General features: G+C 56.3%; 16 protein-coding genes. 9 read left to right on the forward strand and 7 right to left on the reverse strand.

Annotated elements, in window-relative coordinates:
* Window positions 1-245 precede the first annotated feature (245 nt).
* Together CUC55_RS15890 and CUC55_RS15895 are read left to right on the forward strand one after the other, a co-directional pair.
* Window positions 246-614 (forward strand): Hpt domain-containing protein, encoded by a 369-nt coding sequence (locus tag CUC55_RS15890; RefSeq protein WP_067642783.1) that lies wholly within the window; start codon window positions 246-248, stop codon window positions 612-614.
* A gap of 123 nt (window positions 615-737) precedes the next feature.
* Window positions 738-1,058 (forward strand): 2Fe-2S iron-sulfur cluster-binding protein, encoded by a 321-nt coding sequence (locus CUC55_RS15895; protein ID WP_067642786.1) that lies wholly within the window; start codon window positions 738-740, stop codon window positions 1,056-1,058.
* Window positions 1,059-1,383: 325 nt separating this feature from the next.
* On the opposite strand, the gene CUC55_RS15900 is transcribed toward CUC55_RS15895, so the two are convergent.
* A complete protein-coding gene (locus CUC55_RS15900; RefSeq protein ID WP_082760100.1) occupies window positions 1,384-2,040 on the reverse strand; it encodes a DUF922 domain-containing Zn-dependent protease in 657 nt (218 codons plus the stop codon).
* Window positions 2,041-2,171: 131 nt separating this feature from the next.
* On the opposite strand from CUC55_RS15900, the gene folP reads away from it, so the two are divergent.
* The 3 genes from folP (at window position 2,172) to folK (ending at window position 3,920) form a co-directional block, all read left to right on the forward strand.
* On the forward strand, window positions 2,172-3,038 hold the full coding sequence (gene folP, locus CUC55_RS15905; protein ID WP_483415372.1) for a dihydropteroate synthase: 867 nt from the start codon (window positions 2,172-2,174) through the stop codon (window positions 3,036-3,038).
* Window positions 3,035-3,400, forward strand: a complete 366-nt coding sequence (gene folB, locus CUC55_RS15910) for a dihydroneopterin aldolase (protein WP_103088489.1) — start codon at window positions 3,035-3,037, stop codon at window positions 3,398-3,400. Before folP ends, folB begins: the two co-directional genes overlap by 4 nt.
* A 4-nt stretch (window positions 3,401-3,404) precedes the next feature.
* Window positions 3,405-3,920: a 2-amino-4-hydroxy-6-hydroxymethyldihydropteridine diphosphokinase gene (gene folK, locus CUC55_RS15915; RefSeq protein ID WP_103088760.1), complete on the forward strand. Its 516-nt coding sequence runs from the start codon at window positions 3,405-3,407 to the stop codon at window positions 3,918-3,920.
* 14 nt (window positions 3,921-3,934) lie between these two features.
* On the opposite strand, the gene CUC55_RS15920 is transcribed toward folK, so the two are convergent.
* The 4 genes from CUC55_RS15920 to CUC55_RS15935 form a co-directional block, all read right to left on the reverse strand.
* A complete protein-coding gene (locus CUC55_RS15920) occupies window positions 3,935-4,489 on the reverse strand; it encodes a hypothetical protein (protein WP_067642795.1) in 555 nt (184 codons plus the stop codon).
* 129 nt (window positions 4,490-4,618) lie between these two features.
* Complete coding sequence (locus CUC55_RS15925) at window positions 4,619-5,692, reverse strand: YcjF family protein (RefSeq protein WP_103088490.1); 1,074 nt, start codon at window positions 5,690-5,692, stop codon at window positions 4,619-4,621.
* The gene (locus tag CUC55_RS15930; RefSeq protein ID WP_103088491.1) at window positions 5,689-7,164 is read right to left on the reverse strand and encodes a YcjX family GTP-binding protein; all 1,476 of its coding nucleotides are present in this window, start codon (window positions 7,162-7,164) and stop codon (window positions 5,689-5,691) included. The genes CUC55_RS15925 and CUC55_RS15930 overlap by 4 nt, the downstream gene beginning before the upstream one ends.
* A 105-nt stretch (window positions 7,165-7,269) precedes the next feature.
* Window positions 7,270-7,779, reverse strand: a complete 510-nt coding sequence (locus tag CUC55_RS15935; RefSeq protein ID WP_067644138.1) for a SixA phosphatase family protein — start codon at window positions 7,777-7,779, stop codon at window positions 7,270-7,272.
* A 268-nt stretch (window positions 7,780-8,047) separates the two neighbouring features.
* Between CUC55_RS15935 and dksA the strand changes: the two genes are divergently transcribed.
* Window positions 8,048-8,467, forward strand: coding sequence for an RNA polymerase-binding protein DksA (gene dksA, locus CUC55_RS15940; protein WP_067644141.1), 420 nt, complete (start codon window positions 8,048-8,050; stop codon window positions 8,465-8,467).
* A gap of 77 nt (window positions 8,468-8,544) precedes the next feature.
* Here the strand turns inward: dksA and CUC55_RS15945 are convergent, their stop codons facing one another.
* Entirely contained in the window at window positions 8,545-9,057 is a 513-nt protein-coding gene (locus CUC55_RS15945) for a DUF6389 family protein (protein ID WP_157940970.1), read from the reverse strand.
* A 130-nt stretch (window positions 9,058-9,187) separates the two neighbouring features.
* Window positions 9,188-12,127: an Rne/Rng family ribonuclease gene (locus CUC55_RS15950; RefSeq protein WP_103088492.1), complete on the reverse strand. Its 2,940-nt coding sequence runs from the start codon at window positions 12,125-12,127 to the stop codon at window positions 9,188-9,190.
* A gap of 761 nt (window positions 12,128-12,888) precedes the next feature.
* Here CUC55_RS15950 and CUC55_RS15960 point away from each other — a divergent pair.
* The 3 genes from CUC55_RS15960 (at window position 12,889) to prfB (ending at window position 18,038) form a co-directional block, all read left to right on the forward strand.
* Window positions 12,889-14,046: an N-acetylmuramoyl-L-alanine amidase gene (locus CUC55_RS15960; protein ID WP_245417783.1), complete on the forward strand. Its 1,158-nt coding sequence runs from the start codon at window positions 12,889-12,891 to the stop codon at window positions 14,044-14,046.
* A gap of 325 nt (window positions 14,047-14,371) precedes the next feature.
* Window positions 14,372-16,807 (forward strand): penicillin-binding protein 1A, encoded by a 2,436-nt coding sequence (locus CUC55_RS15965; protein WP_103088494.1) that lies wholly within the window; start codon window positions 14,372-14,374, stop codon window positions 16,805-16,807.
* Between the two features lie 99 nt (window positions 16,808-16,906).
* Window positions 16,907-18,038, forward strand: a protein-coding gene (gene prfB, locus CUC55_RS15970) for a peptide chain release factor 2 (protein ID WP_170063900.1) whose coding sequence is annotated in 2 segments (ribosomal slippage) — window positions 16,907-16,975 and window positions 16,977-18,038 — 1,131 coding nt in all. Because the reading frame shifts where the segments join, the coding sequence is not laid out codon by codon here.
* Window positions 18,039-18,071 lie beyond the last annotated feature (33 nt).

Here is an 18,071-nt window from a genome sequence, read left to right on the forward strand (position 1 = left end):
ATTCGAGGCTTTTAAACAATTAAGCCACAAGAGCGCATTGGCCAAGTGGCGGTTTGTTAACAGTTTTTAAACTCTAGCGGCGCGCTGAAAGCCTTGTTTCATATAAGCTTACCATAAATTAACCATAGCGGAAGATTTCCACGGTTCTCATGCCCCATTTTCATCTCATCCTAGGCTTACCTGGGTAGAACCAGCACATATGTGCCTCNAAACAAGAAACATGATCCAACCGAGGAAACTTTAAAATGGCAGCGGTGAGTATAGCATTTGATGCCCCAGACAATTTTGGCGGCGTACAGCGAATGAGCAGCAAGCCCATAGACTTCGCACACCTGTCGCGCCAGACGATGGGAGACAAGGAGTTGGAGATCGAAATCCTTCAGCTCTTTACGCGCAATGCGCGTACCTTGTTGCATGATCTCGCCACCGCCAACGAAATTGAGATGAAGGGTATCGCGCATCGTCTAAAGGGTTCGGCAGATGCTGTAGGGGCTTTTCAGGTGGCGGCAGCAGCCGAGGCCATTGAAAGCGGCAGCCGAGATGTGGCCGCGCTTTCCAAAATCGCGACGACCGTGATCGAAGCCGAGAATTTCATCCTGAAGCTCTGCCGCTAGTCTTTCTCTGCACAAATCTTTTCAGGCCGGTTTCGCTTGGCAACCGCATTCACGGGTTGCCAAGCGGGGCCGGTCTTTCTATTTGTTTAGAAACATTCTCAACACGTTTCTGGATTGCCCGACATGACCAAACTGACCATCGTTGCCTTCGACGGCACGCAGCATGACCTTGATGTGAGCAACGGCTCTACCGTCATGGAGGTTGCCGTTCGAAGCTCCATTCCCGGCATCGACGCCGAATGCGGTGGTGCCTGCGCCTGCGCAACCTGTCATGTCTATGTCGACGATGCATGGTCGGATCGGGTCGGTCCGCCTGAACCTATGGAAGAGGACATGCTGGATTTCGCCTTCGATGTTCGTCCTACATCGCGGCTTTCCTGTCAGATCAAGATGTCGGATGCGCTGGATGGTCTGGTCGTGCACGTACCGGAACGTCAGGGCTGATCGGCACCCGTCAACTCTTGTCAGCCACAAAAAGCCTCGCCTTCCGTTTTGCCGGACAAGCGAGGCGAGGTGGGCACGTCACCATCAGGCGAAGGAGGAGGCACCTGCGGTTCTGGACGCGCCGGGAGAGCAAAAACGACAGTCGCGGCACAATGATCAAATTAAGGGTATTTCCGCCTTCATTGATACGTGAGTCGTGCAATTGCATCCACGACTAGAACTCAATGATCATTATCCGGCGAAGCGCACTCAGTGCTCAATCTCTCGCTGAGATATCGATTTAAGAAAATTCCGCAAGTGCCCGGTATTATTCCAACTGCATGAACTATCGCGCGGATGTGTTCTGCTGCATTCGATGTGTCAGCAAACGTGTCATGCGCGCATCGAAGTTTTTCGATTCCACGATATCGAAGCGCAACTGGTCCTTGTCGTGCGCCGCCATCACCTCCTGCGTCGTTTTGGTGACAAGCGCTTGCATGTCCTCACATTCTGTCTGTGGACGAAGGGATTGCAGCCGCTTTTCCAACATGCGTGCGTAGGTGCGGGAAATTTCGGCGTGGCGCTCTTCATGACGTTTGATATCGGCAGCCAGCGTATCCCATATCAGGCCAAGCTCTGCGCTGGTGCGGCGCCGGTTCGTCCAGCGGGGAAGCAGGATTTTCGTATGCAGCGTCACCTTCACCGTGCCGACGCCACAGCGACCGTTCTTCTCGACATAGGTCAACTCACCACCGAATTTGATTTCCGTGGCACCGGGATGGCGTGCGCCGGTGGCCTTCGTCATCGGGCCACGGTGCGATAATTCACGATCCAGATCTTCAGCTGTCCGTCCACCGACTTTGAAGTAGGAGAAGGATTTGCTCATGAGCGTTTCGGCGCGTGCCTGTGGTGGTGAGGACAGCAAAGTCGCACCGGCAGCTATAGCGCAGACCATACGGGACAAATGGACCTTCCAGTTGAACTTCGAGGGTGATTGCGCCATAGAGCCAATGCTTCCACTATGCGCAGGAGACTCTGTGACAATCGGTGTTGAATTATGAACCGGGGGTGCAGGCGGAGTGAAGACGATATGAATGGCGGGCACTCCGTTATTCCGGAAAGGCGTGATGTTACGTGATAACAGCCAGTGACAATGTGTGGCAAGTCGCGCACGGGCGCTCCCTGAAACTTGATGGGGATGGCCTTATTATGGCTATCGTCAATGCCACGCCGGACTCATTTTCCGACGGTGGGCGATATCTTGCGGCCGATCTGGCCATTGCGCACGCTTTGGACTGCGTGACCAAGGGTGCACACATCATCGATATCGGCGGAGAATCGACCCGGCCCGGCGCGGCTGGTGTGAGTGAGCAGGAAGAGCAGGACCGCGTCCTGCCAATTATTGAGAGGCTGTCTGGCGTAACGGACGCCTTGATTTCTGTAGACACCTATCGCGCCTCGACGGCGAGGCTTGCGGTGGAGGCCGGCGCGCATATCGTCAACGATGTTTTCGGTCTTCAAAAAGATGCTGCTATGGCTAATGTCGTCGCTGAAACCGGGGCANGGGTTTGCATCATGCATACGGGCCGCGAGCGTGAGAAATTGCCGGATGTGATTGCCGATCAGTTCGCTTTTCTCAACACTTCGCTGGATATTGCGGATAAGGCGGGCATTTCCCGCAGCGCCATCATACTCGATCCCGGCTTTGGANTTGCCAAGGACACGGATGAAAATGTTCTGTTGATGTCGCGTTTCGATGAGCTTTCCCGCTTCGGTCTGCCTATTCTGGCGGGAACGTCACGCAAACGTTTTATCGGCGCTCTGACGGGACGCGACGGAGCCGAGGATCGCGATATCGGGACTGCCGCGACCACGGCGATACTTCGCATAGCNGGGGCGATCGTTTTTCGTGTACACAATGTGGAGATGACCAGAGACGCTCTGGCTGTTGCCGACGCCGTTCTGAGACAAAAGAAAAACAAAGGGGATGGGCGGTTATGAGCCTTTACACGATAGTCTTGAAGAACTGCTCGNTTTTTGCCCGCCATGGCCTGCTGGAGCAGGAAGAGACGCTGGGGCAGCGTTTCTTTGTGGATGCGGAGATGGAGGTCGAGGCGGGAAACGCGCTGGAGACTGACAATATCGAAAATACCGTGGATTACGGCGTTGCCTTCGACGTCATCGAAAAGATCGTCGCCGGTCAGCGGCGTTACCTTATCGAGGCCTTGGCAAATGACGTCGCGACCGCATTGCGCAAACGGTATCCACAAATCGTGCGGGTCAAGATCACGGTTCGCAAGCCATCCGCACCCGTACCTGGCATTCTGGACTACGCACAGGTGAGCGTCGAACAGCATGGCTGATGGCATGACCCTGGCGGCGCTGGGTTTGGGTGGCAATATCGGTAATCCGCCTGCCGCCATGTCACAGGCGCTGGACACCTTTGCAAACCACGAAAACTGTCGCCTGTTGGCCGTCTCTCAGCTTTACAGCACGCCGCCATGGGGAAAGACGGATCAAGCCGATTTCTTCAATTGCTGCGCAACGGTCGAAACCTCGCTTACGGCCGAGGAGCTGCTGGACCTGTGTCTGGATATAGAGCGCGGTATGAAACGGGTGCGCAGCGAGCGGTGGGGGCCGCGCACCATCGACATCGATGTACTGACCTATGGCGACAAAACGATCGAGACCGAAAGAGTGGAAATTCCGCATCCACGCATGACGGAGCGCGCATTCGTGCTGATGCCGCTGGCCGATATTGCGCCGCAGATAATGGTCAATGGCAGGTCGGTGACCGACTGGCTGGAAAATGCCGACAAGACCGGTATCCGTATGGCAAACNAAAAACGGGAGTGGTGGACACTCCCGTTCTCGAACGAATGATATACCCGGAAGGCTTACTGCTTGATGGAGCCAACCGCCATCTGGTCGACATTGCGCGCCAGCGTCAGCCCGATGACTGGAACCATCTGGTCCGCGACTTTTACGGAAATGGTGATGTTCATCGAGGTGTTGTCGGTGACGCGTGCTACCATGGCACCGTTCAGCTTCGCGCGGTTGATGCCGACGACGACTTTGTCACCGCTGACCTGACCGGACACGATATCCAGTCCCTTGCCTTCTGAGCCATCGAGAAATTTGCCCTCGTAGCTATTGCCCTTTTTGGCAATGACGGCGGACATCGGCTGCTTGAATACGCCGACGCGGCATGTGCCGCCCAGCTTGATGCCGGTTTCCTTGTCGCCCAGCGGCTCGCCCGTCAGATCGCACGTGAACTTCGTGCCCTTGTATTTTCCGGCAACGATCTCGCCTGGACCGGACCAAACGCCTGCCACGGAGCCGAAGAAGACGTCATCGCGGGATGCGGCCTGAACGTCGGAAACTGCAAGTCCGCCGCTGACGGACATAACGGCGGCAAGTCCGCCCAGTAGCGAAAAGAAGCGCGAATACATGATACTTTCCCTGGCGAAATGGCCGCTTTGTGTAGGGTCAATCTATGTCGCGAATGGTTAATGCTTGGTTTATTTGCCCGAGATTAGCTTGAGCGATCGTAACCTTTTGACCTATGGAAGCCTTGTATCTCAGGGCTTCTCATCANTTTTGCGGTTCGTCAAATCAGGGGTGAGATCGGAAACAAAATCGCTGATGCCAGGGCGTTTCAAAGCCCTGAACGGCAGTGGACGGCACAAATCCATGGCGGCGATACCGATTCGTGCCGTCATCAAACCATTGATGACGCCTTCGCCCAACCGTGCGGAAAGCCGCGAGGCAATGCCGTGGCCCAAGACCTGCTGGGCCAGTCCATCACCCACCGCAATCGACCCTGTTACAGCCAGATGCGCAACGACATCCCGCAACAGTCTCAGCATGCCAAGCGTGCCGGGTCGGCCACCGTAGAGCTCTGCCATGGTCCGAACCAACCGTGTGACCTCAAACAGCACATAGGCGAGGTCAACGACCGCACGCGGGCTGACGGCGGTGACGACAGAGACGCGCTTGGAGGAATTCATGATCAGCGCGCGTGCCTGACGGTCCAGCGGGCTCAGCAATTCGCGTTCCGCAAGTTCGATGAGATGCGGGCCGTCTATGACGTCGTTTTCCGTCTCCTTCAGCGCGGCACGACCCTTTGCCGTCTCGGCCCGGTGCGCCAGCACGGCGTTCAACCGCACGATGACGGCGCGTGCAGCCGTCGATTTTTTATCGAGCGCCGCCTTTTCCGCGTCTGATTTCAGCGACTGGACGGCATTTAGCCGCATGATACCGATCGTTTCCCGTGCCACCAGAGCGACGACTGCAAAGGCGGCGACGGCCAGCGCGACGCTCGCCGTATAACCCAGCCAGTCCGATCGCGAAAAAAGATCGCGGATCAGCTGGTCGGCCCAAAGCCCGAAGGCAAGCGAGAACAGCACGCCGACCGCGCCCATGGCCAGTTTGCCAAAGGAGAATTTGCGCTTGCGCGGCGCTGCGACGGGCAGGGAACTCTTGTCGATTTCCTCCGGGGCTAGAAACGGGTCTTCCTCATCCGGCGTCATGGAGATATCGGCGTCGAAGCTACGGGGTGACCGCTTGATATCCCCCATGTGAGCGGGCGCTGGTTCGCTCTCCAGCGTGAAGGCGGCCGGCCGGCGGCCAGGTGTGTTGCTGTCGTCCTTCATGCGAGCTTGTCTCCAAAGAGGAACTGCATGGCGCGGTCCAGCCGGATGTGCGGAACGGACAGCTTTATGCCACCACTGGTTTCCTCCAGCTTGGGCGGGCGAAAACGCAAGACGTTCACATCCGGCAGATCGGCCTTATCGCCCTCTGCATCCAGTGCCCGAAACAGCGGTTCCGGGTCTTCCGGCAGATCGCCCGGGAAAATGGCCGTCGTGCGATTGCCGTCGAAGATTTCGCCATTGATCTTCTCGCCTGCAATCGGCGTTCCGACGATGACGGGAAGCGAGTGGCCGTCCTGACGCACGCTGGCCTCTTTGGTGGCGCGCACGGAGGCGAGCGCCATAACCTCGATGCCTGCACCGCTCATGCCGATGGTGGTTATCGCGCGGTCCACGAGGCGTCTCGTGAGGTTTTCGAGGCGGTCATGGCTTTCGTGGTGAAGATGGTCCGCTTTTGTTGCCGCGACCAGCACCTTGTCGATGCGCCGGCGCACCAGAGACGACAACAGGCTGTTCTTGCCGGGGCGGAAGCAAGCAAGAACATCACCCAGAGCACGTTCAAGGTCCTGCACTGCCTCCGGGCCGCGATTGACGGCCTGCAGCGCATCGATCAGCACGATCTGTCTGTCGAGGCGAGCGAAATGCTCACGAAAAAACGGCTTCACAACGATGGACTTGTAGGCTTCATAACGCCGCTCCATCATCGCTCTGAGCGAACCCTTCGGTGCTCTCGCATCGCTCAAGCCTGGAAGAGGCGAGAAGGTAAGGGCAGGAGAGCCCTCCAGATCACCCGGCATCAGGAAGCGCCCGGGTGGCAGGGTAGAAAGCGAGCGCTCATCCGATTTGCAGGCGCGAAGGTAAGTGGCGAAACTTTCCGCCAGACGTCGCGCGGTCATCTCATCGGCTGGGCCGTCAATATTCACCGAGGTGGCGATTTCCAGCCATTCACGCGCAAGCTCTGCACGAACGCCCTGGGTGGCGAGGGAAAGGGTATTGTCGCTGAAGGTCTTATAATCCTGAGTCAGGAGCGGCAGGTCCAGCAGCCACTCTCCGGGATAATCGACGATATCGATGGCAAGACGGCCTGACGAGAACCATCGACCCCAACCGCTGGCGCTCTGGTAATCCAGCGTGATGCGCAATTCGGAAATGGCGCGGGTCGAATCGGGCCAGATGCGGTCGCGCACCAGCGCCTGAATATGATCCTCATACTGNAAACGTGGAATGGCGTCATCCGGCTGTGGCTCCAGCCGCACGTTGGAAACTCGGCCAGAGCGAAGCGCCTCAAACAATGGAAGGCGGCCGCCATTTAGTAGATTGTGGACCAGCGAGGAGATGAAAACTGTCTTCCCCGCCCGCGAAAGCCCCGTCACGCCCAGTCTCAAGGTCGGGTTGGTCAGGGCGCTCGCGCGATCCGTGAGATTGTCTATGGCAATCAATGCGCTATCGGTGACGGATGTAAGGGATGGCGCCAATGAATGTTTCCCACAAAATATTTCGGTTCATGAAAATATATAGGGCTGGCGGCTGCTTAAAAAAGAAGCGGGCCATGGAAAGNTTTTATATGGCAAACTCTCGCTTTATGGGGCGAGGAATTCGAGCATTTGCCATTCCGTCACCCTGCTATCACCCCCAAGCTTTGCGTCGAGCACGGCAAGGCCCGCGGTGGGAAAGCCAGATGGCAACAGGCTTTCCATTTTCCGCTGGCCTAGAAACGCTTCCGCAACGGCATCCAGCGTCGGGTTATGCCCAATCAGCATCACGGAACGGCTTGGCGCTTGAGCGACTATCAATGCGAGATAGGTTTCCGGCTGGGCGTTGTACATCTCGTCGACATAGCTGATGTCGAAGGCGTCGTTGAATGCGCGCCGCACGGACTTAGCAGTTTCGCCACAACGCGTCGCTGTCGAGCTCAATACGACATCGGGGAGGTAGCCCTTTTCCGCTGCGCGCGCACCGACGATTTCGACCTCCGCATAGCCCACGTCATCCAGGCGCCTGTCGAAGTCCCGCTCACCGGCAACAGGCCACGCAGCATGCGCGTGTCGCATCAGATAGACCCGGAACGGTGGCGGTTGAAGCACTGGCATTTCCGGGACATCCCATGCAGGTGTGAACATCGTTGGCAAGCTTTACAGGAACAGATGAAGTCACTGCAAGTGGAGGCCTATATAATCAAGTTCTCATAACGTGATTGAAGAAATAATTCGTGTTTCGCGAATAAAGCTTAAAAAATAACCGTTTAGCTGAATTTTGTGACAGATTTAAAAATGCCTGAAAACCGTTCTGCGCACTTGAATGGCTGTGTCGCATTGGAGTATACCCGCGCCATGTGAGATGTTCTTCGAGGAGAATCGCGTGAGTGAGAAGATCGATCTTAGCAATTATGTGCTCTCGGAAAGCGATGAGTTCATGAACGCCAACCAGAAAGCCTATTTTCGGGCGAAGCTGGTCGGCTGGAGGAACGACATTCTGAGAGAAGCGCGCGAGACGCTGGGTCATCTCGCAGAAGAAAGCGCCAACCATCCGGACCTGGCTGACAGGGCATCATCCGAGACGGACCGCGCAATCGAGCTTCGCGCCCGTGACCGCCAGAGAAAGCTGATTTCGAAAATCGATGCAGCGCTCCAACGGATCGACGAAGGTACATATGGCTATTGCGAAGAAACCGGCGAGCCAATCGGCATCAAGAGACTGGACGCGCGTCCCATAGCAACCCTGTCCATCGAAGCCCAGGAACGCCACGAGCGCCGTGAAAAGGTATATCGCGACGAGTGACGGTTCGCTGAGCGGGCTGTCTGCCTTCTTTCAGATCATGTATCATATTTGAAAGCCGTATCGGAAACGATACGGCTTTATGCGTACTGCGTGTTCTCTGCACTATAAATAGCATTTGGCCACGCGCCGTAGCCTTCTTCTCCAAAGACCTGTGCTGGTAGACCGACACCGCCAAATTCACACCAGAACTGTTCAATCCACTCTATGCTGACGTCGACAATGGCATCATTGACGGAAAAGCACACTTCTTCTGCACCGTACATAGGGACATCGGGCTGCATACGACCATCAATGCACTGAACTTCGAATAATGTGCGGTATGGCGCGACAGCTTTGTTGAGGACGTAGAGATCCGGCCCGTCCAAGTGAACCACAATGTCAAAGAAACCTTCTTCGGACTGACCGGGATGTATGCCGATCATTAGCATGTGTGTCTTCCCGGGGAGATTTTGTTTTAAGTGCCGTAAGTTTTCCAACGCGGACGGTGCGTGCGCTCGCAGGATTTTCAGGAGCAGCGACTTATAATCCGATTCGGTCATCGGCTTGTTTGTTCTCATGACCTTATCGATACCATCGGCGGCAACTGACAACAATATCTTCTGTCTATGTCGCCTAACCCCGCTTTATCACGGGCGCTGCGGGTAGGTTCCTCTGNAAACGAAAGAGGCCCCGCNAAACGGAGCCTCTCTGATTGGTCACGTCGGTTTCGACGGCTGCTTCTTAGAAAAAGCCGCGTCTTTGCCACCAGCCGCCCTTGCGTGGCTTGGACTGATCGCCGCCTTCGGCGCCTTCGCCTGATGGCGAGGTGACGACTGGCTCCGAGGAGGACACGTTGTCACCACGGTTGGCACGGGCAGGCTTGGTGCTTTCCGCAATCTCGTTTCCGAGATCAGCAGAGGCTTCGCCAGCTTCTTCGACCGCAACGTCTGCGACGGTCACTTCAACGACAATGGGTTCCACCGTTTCGACGGGGATAGGAGCGGGAGCCTGGGTCGGAGCAGCAGCAGCAGCAGCTTCTACAGGCTCCTTAGTTGCGGTTTCCTTGGCCTTGCGGGTCCGGCGTGGCTTCTTCGGCNTTTCCGTTTCTTCCACGGTTGGAGTTGCTGCTTCGGCCTTGACTGCTTCTACGACTGTGGGCTCTTCGACGCCCTCTATCGCAGCGGCAGCAGCACCGTCTTCAACGCCCTCGGATATTTCAGGCTCAGAGCCATCCTCATCGATGAGGTTGCCGTTTTCGTCGCGATTGCGGCGTCCACCCCGTTTACCACGGCGGCGGCGCTTCCGCTTGCCATCGTCAGATGTCGCGCTGTCGCCTGTTTCCGGTGTCGAGGCGGACGCCTCTTCATCGGAATCTGCGTCTGCGTCGTCATCCTGATCGTCAGACGACGTGTCGTCTTCCGCATCACCATTGGCCTCGGCGCCGTTCTGGCCGCCATTCTTACCCCGACGACGACGACGACGCTTGCGCTTGCGCTTGCCGTCTTCACCCGTATCGGCCTGCGCGGGACGTGCTTCGGTCTTCTCCGCCTTCACGACGACTTCATCCTCGTCTTCATCCTCATCGGCTTCGATGATGATGTCGTCTTCCTCTTCCTCGAAGTCAGGAAGCATCTGGATGAGGCTTTCGATCTTCACCGGATTTTCGACGGCTTCACCGCGATCGATTGCGAAGTGCTGCGCACCAACGCTCTCATCGGCCGCGATGATGATGGCCACGCCGAAGCGAACTTCATAATCGACAATCGTCGCGCGCTTGTGGTTGAGCAGATAGAGCGCGGTATCCGGCGTGCAGCGGACCGTGATGTTGTGCGTGGTGTTGCGCAACAGGTATTCCTCGACGCCGCGCAGGACATGCAGAGCAATGGAGGATTCGGAGCGGACATGGCCCGTGCCGCCGCAATGCGAGCAGACCTGGGTCGTGGATTCCAGAACCGAAGCGCGAATACGCTGGCGCGACATTTCCAGCAGGCCGAAATGCGAGATGCGGCCGACCTGAATGCGGGCGCGGTCGTTCTTCAGGCAATCCTTGAGCTTCTTTTCGACGGAACGGTTGTTGCGTTTTTCTTCCATGTCGATGAAGTCGACGACCACGAGACCGGCAAGGTCGCGAAGACGCAGCTGGCGCGCCACTTCTTCAGCGGCTTCAAGGTTCGTCTGAACGGCGGTTTCTTCGATGGAATGTTCGCGGGTCGAACGACCGGAGTTCACGTCGATGGCAACCAGCGCTTCCGTCTGATTGATGATCAGATAACCACCGGACTTCAACGTCACCTGCGGCTGCAACATACGGTCGAGCTGCGCTTCGATGCCCGAACGCGAGAAGATCGGGTGAATATCGCGGTAAGGCTGGACGACCTTGGCGTGGCTCGGCATCAGCATCTTCATGAAGTCTTTCGCTTCACGATAGCCTTCTTCGCCAGACACGATGATTTCGCTGATGTCCTTGTTATAGAGATCGCGGATCGAACGCTTGATGAGCGACCCTTCTTCATACACGAGGCAAGGAGCGGTTGAGTTGAGCGTCAGCGTGCGGACATTTTCCCACAGACGCATCAGATATTCGAAGTCGCGCTTGATTTCGACGCGGGTGCGGTTGGCACCGGCTGTGCGAAGGATAACGCCCATGCCCTGTGGCACTTCCAGATCGCGCGCGATTTCCTTCAGACGCTTGCGGTCCGTCGGCTGAGTGATCTTGCGGGAAATACCACCGCCACGCGCCGTGTTCGGCATCAAAACGGAATAACGACCGGCGAGCGACAGATATGTCGTCAGCGCTGCACCCTTGTTGCCGCGTTCTTCCTTGGCAACCTGAACCAGAAGGATCTGGCGGCGCTTGATGACTTCCTGAATGCGGTATTGTTTGCGTGGCTTGCGGGAAATACGATCTGGAACTTCTTCCATCGCGTCTTCTGCGCCAACGGATTCAATGACTTCCTTTTCGTGATGATCGTCATCATCGTCGTCATCATCATTGTCGCGACGGCCAAGGCCTTCGACTTCTTCCGAAATCGTATCGGTATCGACCATGGCAGCCATTTCGCCGCCCTTGCTGCCATCGTCTTCTGAGCTTTCGTCCGAAGGGGCTGCTTCGGCAGAAACGTCATCCGCTTCGGCCTTTTTCTTTGTACGAGGACGACGAACGCGCTTCTTCGGCTTTTCGTCTTCTGCAGGCGTTTCATCGGCTACGGCCTCGACTTCGGTTTCAGCAGGTTCTGCCGCAACTTCAGTGGTTTCGGCTTCTTCAACGGTGGTTGCCGCAACGATACCGATATCAGGCTGATCGGCTTGGGAAAGATCAACGGCAAGCGAAGACGCAGAAGATGGCTCATTAGGCGCATCGTTGGCGGACTCGAAGTCGTCGTTACGACGGTGATCTTCGGCTTCTGCTCTCAGCAGTGCCTGCCTATCGGCCAGAGGGATCTGGTAATAATCCGGGTGAATTTCTGCGAAAGCGAGAAATCCGTGGCGATTGCCGCCGTAATCGACGAATGCTGCCTGAAGGGAAGGCTCTACGCGTGTCACCTTGGCAAGATAGATATTGCCTCGGATTTGCTTCTTGTGTTCCGACTCGAAATCGAATTCTTCAATTCGATTTCCACGAACTACAACAACGCGCGTCTCCTCTTCATGGGACGCGTCGATAAGCATTTTGTCTGCCATGTAAGCTGTGCTCCTCGGCGCAGCCTTGTCATATACGAGAGCAGGCCCGTCGCGAGGACAGGCCTTTCATCTATTTTCAAGGGTGTGCCGGAAATGAAGTTTCTTGCCCGGCGTCGGTTAACTGGCAGCATCCGGACAACTGGCAAAGCATGATGCCTGCTCCTGGTATCCGGTTGATTTGAAAGCTGCTGCAACGACATCATTGGCCAAGCGAGAACGACTTTAATAAATAGATCCCGAAGGATCCGATGAAAATGCTCTCTTCGAGCGTGCGGTGGCATGCCACCGGGTATTGTTCCAGCCACGGCCGGAATTGATTCAGTTTCAGGAGAAAAATGCAGCGACGGCAGATGATTGCCCGAAATTACAGCGCCAGCGTCTTTGTCGATTGGCAGCCGGCGGGCGTCTATCCCGTCAACACTTTTAACCCTCATTCACGTTGTATGTTTTATCCGTCATAATAGCAATAGGGTGGCTAAATATGCCATATCATTGGTGGAATTTCACAATTAAGAATTGCTTCACCAAGGGCTGCGATTGTTGCGCCACAGCGCAAATCAGGCCATTCTGACGGTGGTAAATAACGGGATTTGGCTGAAACCGACGGCTTCCTCTGTTAAAAGACGACAAATACGGAAATGACTTTGGCGACCATCAAAACATCGATCGACGGCATCAACGTGTCACAAATACGGATTTCGATTGCACGAATCAGTCGGGTTTTCGCCTTGGCGTTGCTGGGTGTGCTGTCGGGCCTTGAAATGGCGCATGCAAGCGAACAGGCACCGTCGCTGGTTGCGAACGAGGCGCGTATCATTGGTGATGAAGCGCGCACCCGCATCGTCATGGAGTTCAACCGGGAGCCGGAATTCGAGGTTCATTATCTCGATTCGCCCACGCGGATCGTCGTAGACTTCCCAGCCGTCGGCTTTTCNTTTCCGACCAGCGATCTCGCCCCGACCGGCCTGTTTAGCGATATCCGCTTCGGCAGCATGGGTGAGGGCAGTGCGCGGCTCGTGCTGACAGCCAAGAAACCTGCGCATGTGGTGATCGCCGAAACCAAGTCTGATGATGGTGGCAAGATTTTCCGTTTCGTGCTGGATACGGAAATGGCGACGAAGCAGAAATTCGCAGAACTGTTGAAGAATCAGAGCTGGCACGCTCTTGCGCCCGCGACGACCGCTTCGGTGACCGCCGATATCGCGCCGAAAACATCGCGCCAGTCGGATTTCGTCATCGCGGTTGATGCAGGCCATGGCGGCATCGATGCTGGTGCCAAGGGTGCCGNTTCCGGAACGGACGAAAAAGTCATTACTCTGACATTCGCCAAGCAACTGGCTGATCGCCTCAACAAGCTGCCCGGTATCAAGGCGTTTTTGACGCGGGACGACGACACGTTTCTGGCTCTTTCAGAGCGCGTGATCCTAGCCCGTCAGCAAAATGCCAATCTCTTCATCTCCGTCCACGCCGACACCCTGAAACAAAAGGGCATTCGCGGGGCGACCGTCTATACTATATCAGATCGCGCTTCTGACCGGATGGCGCAAGACCTTGCCGAACGCGAAAACCTTTCGGATCAGATTGCGGGCGTGACTGTTCAGAGTGAGCAGCCAGAGGTTGCGGACATTCTTCTCGATCTGACGCGGCGTGAAACGCAGGCATTTTCCGTAACCTTGGCAGAAAACATCGTTAAATCCTTTGAGGGGCAAGTAGGGCTCATCAACAACCCGCATCGTTACGCGGGCTTTCAGGTGTTGCGCGCCCATGACGTGCCGTCCGTTCTGCTGGAACTTGGATTCCTCTCCAACCCGGATGACGAAAAGTTGTTGCTGGACGAGGCGTGGCGCGCAAAGGTCGCCGACACGCTGGCGACTGCCGTTACGCGCTATCGTGCCCAAGCGCTGGCGAATGGCGGCTGAGGGGCCTTCCCAAGCAAAGCTAACCGCTGTGGCATCTATGCGTCCGTCGCCCTAAAAACGGTTTGCCGCGCACCCCAAGCCGTTATAAATTGGGTCGAAGCCCTATTTTACGCACATTCCCCACGTTACTCGANGGTGAGATTCGATGGTCAGGGCTGCTTCTTTTCATTGAGCAGAAGAGGTGGTTCGCGATAACATATCGGAGAATGCTTCTATTGGCAGCTTGTCATCGTTGAAGCGGTGTGCAAAACGGCACTCTATATGCGAGAATGTGCTCATAACGACGGGCGCAACCTTTTGCGATTCGAAGTATCGGTAGCTAAATATGATCAGACTTATTGGATATTTCTTTGGCTTGGCCAGCATGCTGTTCCTTGTGGCAGCAGGTGGTGTCGCCATTTATTTGATGACGATAACGAAGGATCTCCCCGATTACGCCGTCCTGGCGAGTTACGAGCCGCCGGTGACGACGCGCGTTCATGCTGGTAACGGCGCGCTGATGGCGGAGTACGCCAAGCAGCGGCGTTTGTTCCTGCCGATCCAGGCTGTCCCCGACCGGGTCAAAGCAGCGTTTCTTTCAGCGGAAGACAAGAATTTCTATCAGCATCCCGGCATTGATGTTACCGGCTTTGCCCGCGCTGCAGTTGCNTTTGCAACGGGTGGTCCAACGCAGGGTGGCTCGACCATTACGCAGCAGGTTGCCAAGAACTTCCTGTTGACGAATGAGCAGACGATGGAACGCAAGGCCAAGGAAGCCGTGCTGTCCTTCCGCATCGAGCAGGCCTACAGCAAGGACAAAATCCTTGAGCTTTATCTCAACGAGATTTTCTTCGGTCTGAATTCCTATGGTATAGCCAGCGCTGCGCTGACCTATTTCAACAAATCCGTGACCGAATTGACGATTGCCGAGACGGCCTATCTGGCCGCGCTTCCCAAGGGTCCGGCGAACTATCATCCGCTGCGCCGTGAAAAGGCAGCCATCGAGCGTCGTAACTGGGTCATCGATCGCATGGCGGNAAATGGCTACATTACCGCCGCTGATGCCACCGACGCAAAAGCCCAGCCACTGGGGGTGAACATCCGCACCGGCGGAGCACGTCTTGCGGCATCCGATTATTTCTCAGAGGAAGCGCGCCGTCAGATCGTTGAGAAATACGGCGAAAAGGCTTTGCTGGAAGGCGGTCTTTCCGTTCGCACCTCGTTCGACCCCGATATCCAGATGGAAGCCCGCAAGGCCCTTCAGGACGGCTTGTTGGACTATGACGAGCGTCGTGGNTTTCATGGCCCGGTCGATCAGATCGATGCATCCGGCGACTGGGTTGCCGCACTTTTGAAGCTGAGACCGCTTCGCGATGTGCCTGAATGGAAGATGGCCGTCGTCTTGTCAGCCACAGCTGATGGCGTCGATATCGGGCTTCGTCCGGATGGTGATGCGGNAAATCCTGATCTGCGTAGCCGTGGCCGTATCAAGCCTGNAAACATGAAATGGGCCTACCGTGATGCCAAGGGCCAGCGTGCGACAGCAAAGTCACCCGCGACCGTCCTGAAAGCCGGCGATGTCGTCTATGTCGAGCCTCTTTCGGACAAGGGCGATGATTACCGCCTTCGTCAGCCTCCCAAGGTGCAGGGCGGTATGGTGGTGATGGACCCGCATACCGGTCGTGTTCTCGCTATGGTCGGCGGTTTCTCCTACGGTCAGTCCGAGTTCAACCGCGCAACGCAGGCCATGCGTCAGCCGGGTTCTTCCTTCAAGCCGTTCATCTATGCTGCGGCTTTGGACAATGGTTACACCCCTGCATCCGTTGTCATGGATGCGCCGCTGGAAGTTGTTTCTGGCGGGCAGGTCTGGAGTCCGAAGAACTATGGCGGTGAAGTAGCCGGTNCCTCGACGCTGCGTCTCGGTATCGNAAAATCACGTAACTTGATGACCGTGCGGCTTGCGCAGGACATGGGTATGAATCTGGTGGCTGAGTATGCCGAGCGGTTCGGCATTTACGACAAAATGCCGCCGCTTCTGGCCATGTCGCTCGGTTCAGGTGAGACGACCGTGATGCGGATGGTCTCTGCCTATTCCGTTATCGCGAATGGTGGCAAGCAGATCAATCCGACCGTGATCGACCGCATTCAGGACCGTTACGGCAAGACCATATTCCGTCATGAGGAACGTGGCTGCGAAAGCTGCAATGCACCAAGTTGGCAGAATCAGGATGAGCCGACCATTGTTGACAATCGCGAGCAGGTTCTTGATCCGATGACGGCTTATCAGACGACGTCCATGCTTGAGGGCGTCGTGCAGCGCGGTACGGCAGCAGGCAAGATCAAGGTCAATCTTCCCGTAGCGGGCAAGACCGGCACGACCAACGATGAAAAAGACGCATGGTTCGTAGGCTATACGCCTGATCTGGTTGCTGGTCTCTACATCGGATTCGACAGCCCGGCACCACTGGGACGTGGCGGCACCGGCGGTTCGCTTGCGGCACCGATTTTCGGTGAGTTCATCGCTCAAGCTGCCAAGCATCTGCCGCAGAGCAAGTTCATCGTTCCCGATGGAATGCAGTTCGTGGCTGTCAACCGCAAGACCGGTATGGCTGCCAATGAAGGTGAACCTGACACTATCATGGAAGCCTTCAAGCCAGGTACCGGTCCTGCCAGCAGCTTCTCGGTCATCGGGATGGATGGCTCGATGTCGCAGGAAGATATTCTGCGTGCCTCACCACAGGCGCAGCAGGCCATTACCGGCGGTGGCGGCGGCCTCTATTGATCTCAATTGATGGAAAGGCGAGGGGCGCGGTCTTTACATCCGCGCCCCTCGCATTTATTCAGCCACCCAGTTTATCAATGAAAGCGAAGTATCTGCGAAATGCGCAATGAGATCGTGAACGTCGTCGACGAAATCAAGCAGGCCATAAGCCTGCTGAGGAGGCATCTTTGACTGGGACCAGGCGATAAGACGACTGGACTGGTTGAACAACAAGGCCGAGGATCCCAACCTCTGGAATGACGCCACCGAAGCACAGAAGCTGATGCGTGAGCGCCAGCAACTTGATGAATCCATCAATGGCGTGAAACTTCTGGAACAGCAGGTCAACGACAACATCGAGTTGATCGAAATGGGTGAGGCCGAAGGCGATGCCGACATCGTCAAGGAAGCCGAAGACGCGCTGAAGTCGCTTCGCAGCGAAGCCAACCGCCGTCAGGTGGAGGCGATGCTGTCTGGCGAAGCCGATAGTAACGACACCTATGTCGAGGTCCATTCCGGCGCTGGCGGTACGGAAAGCCAGGACTGGGCCAACATGCTGCTGCGCATGTATACGCGCTGGGCGGAACGCCAAGGCTACAAGGTCGAAATCCTTGAAATTCATGACGGCGAAGAAGCGGGAATCAAATCCGCGACCATTCTGGTCAAGGGCCACAATGCTTTCGGCTGGATGAAAACGGAATCGGGTGTTCATCGCCTCGTTCGCATCTCGCCTTACGACAGCAATGCGCGTCGTCATACGTCGTTCTCATCCATCTGGGTCTATCCGGTGGTTGATGACTCGATCCAGATCGACATCAACGAAAGCGATTGCCGCATCGATACATACCGCTCGTCTGGTGCCGGTGGGCAGCACGTCAACACCACCGACTCCGCTGTGCGTATCACGCATATTCCAAGCGGCATCGCGGTTGCCTGCCAGCAGGAGCGCTCGCAGCACAAGAACCGCGCCAAAGCCTGGGAAATGTTGCGCTCGCGCCTTTATGAGGCTGAACTGATGAAGCGGGAAGCCGCTGCCAACGCGCAGGCAGCCTCCAAGTCCGATATCGGCTGGGGTCACCAAATCCGCTCCTACGTGCTACAGCCTTACCAGTTGGTCAAGGATTTGCGCACAGGCGTTGAAAGCACGGCTCCGGGCAATGTGCTCGATGGCGAGTTGAACGAATTCATGGAAGCAGCTCTTGCCCACCGCATCAGCGGTGGTGCGGATGTCGAGGTTGCCGATATCGACTGATCCTCCGGGACTTGTCGATAAAAGATTGGCCTC

The organism is Agrobacterium bohemicum (assembly GCF_002896715.1).
GTDB lineage: Bacteria > Pseudomonadota > Alphaproteobacteria > Rhizobiales > Rhizobiaceae > Agrobacterium > Agrobacterium bohemicum.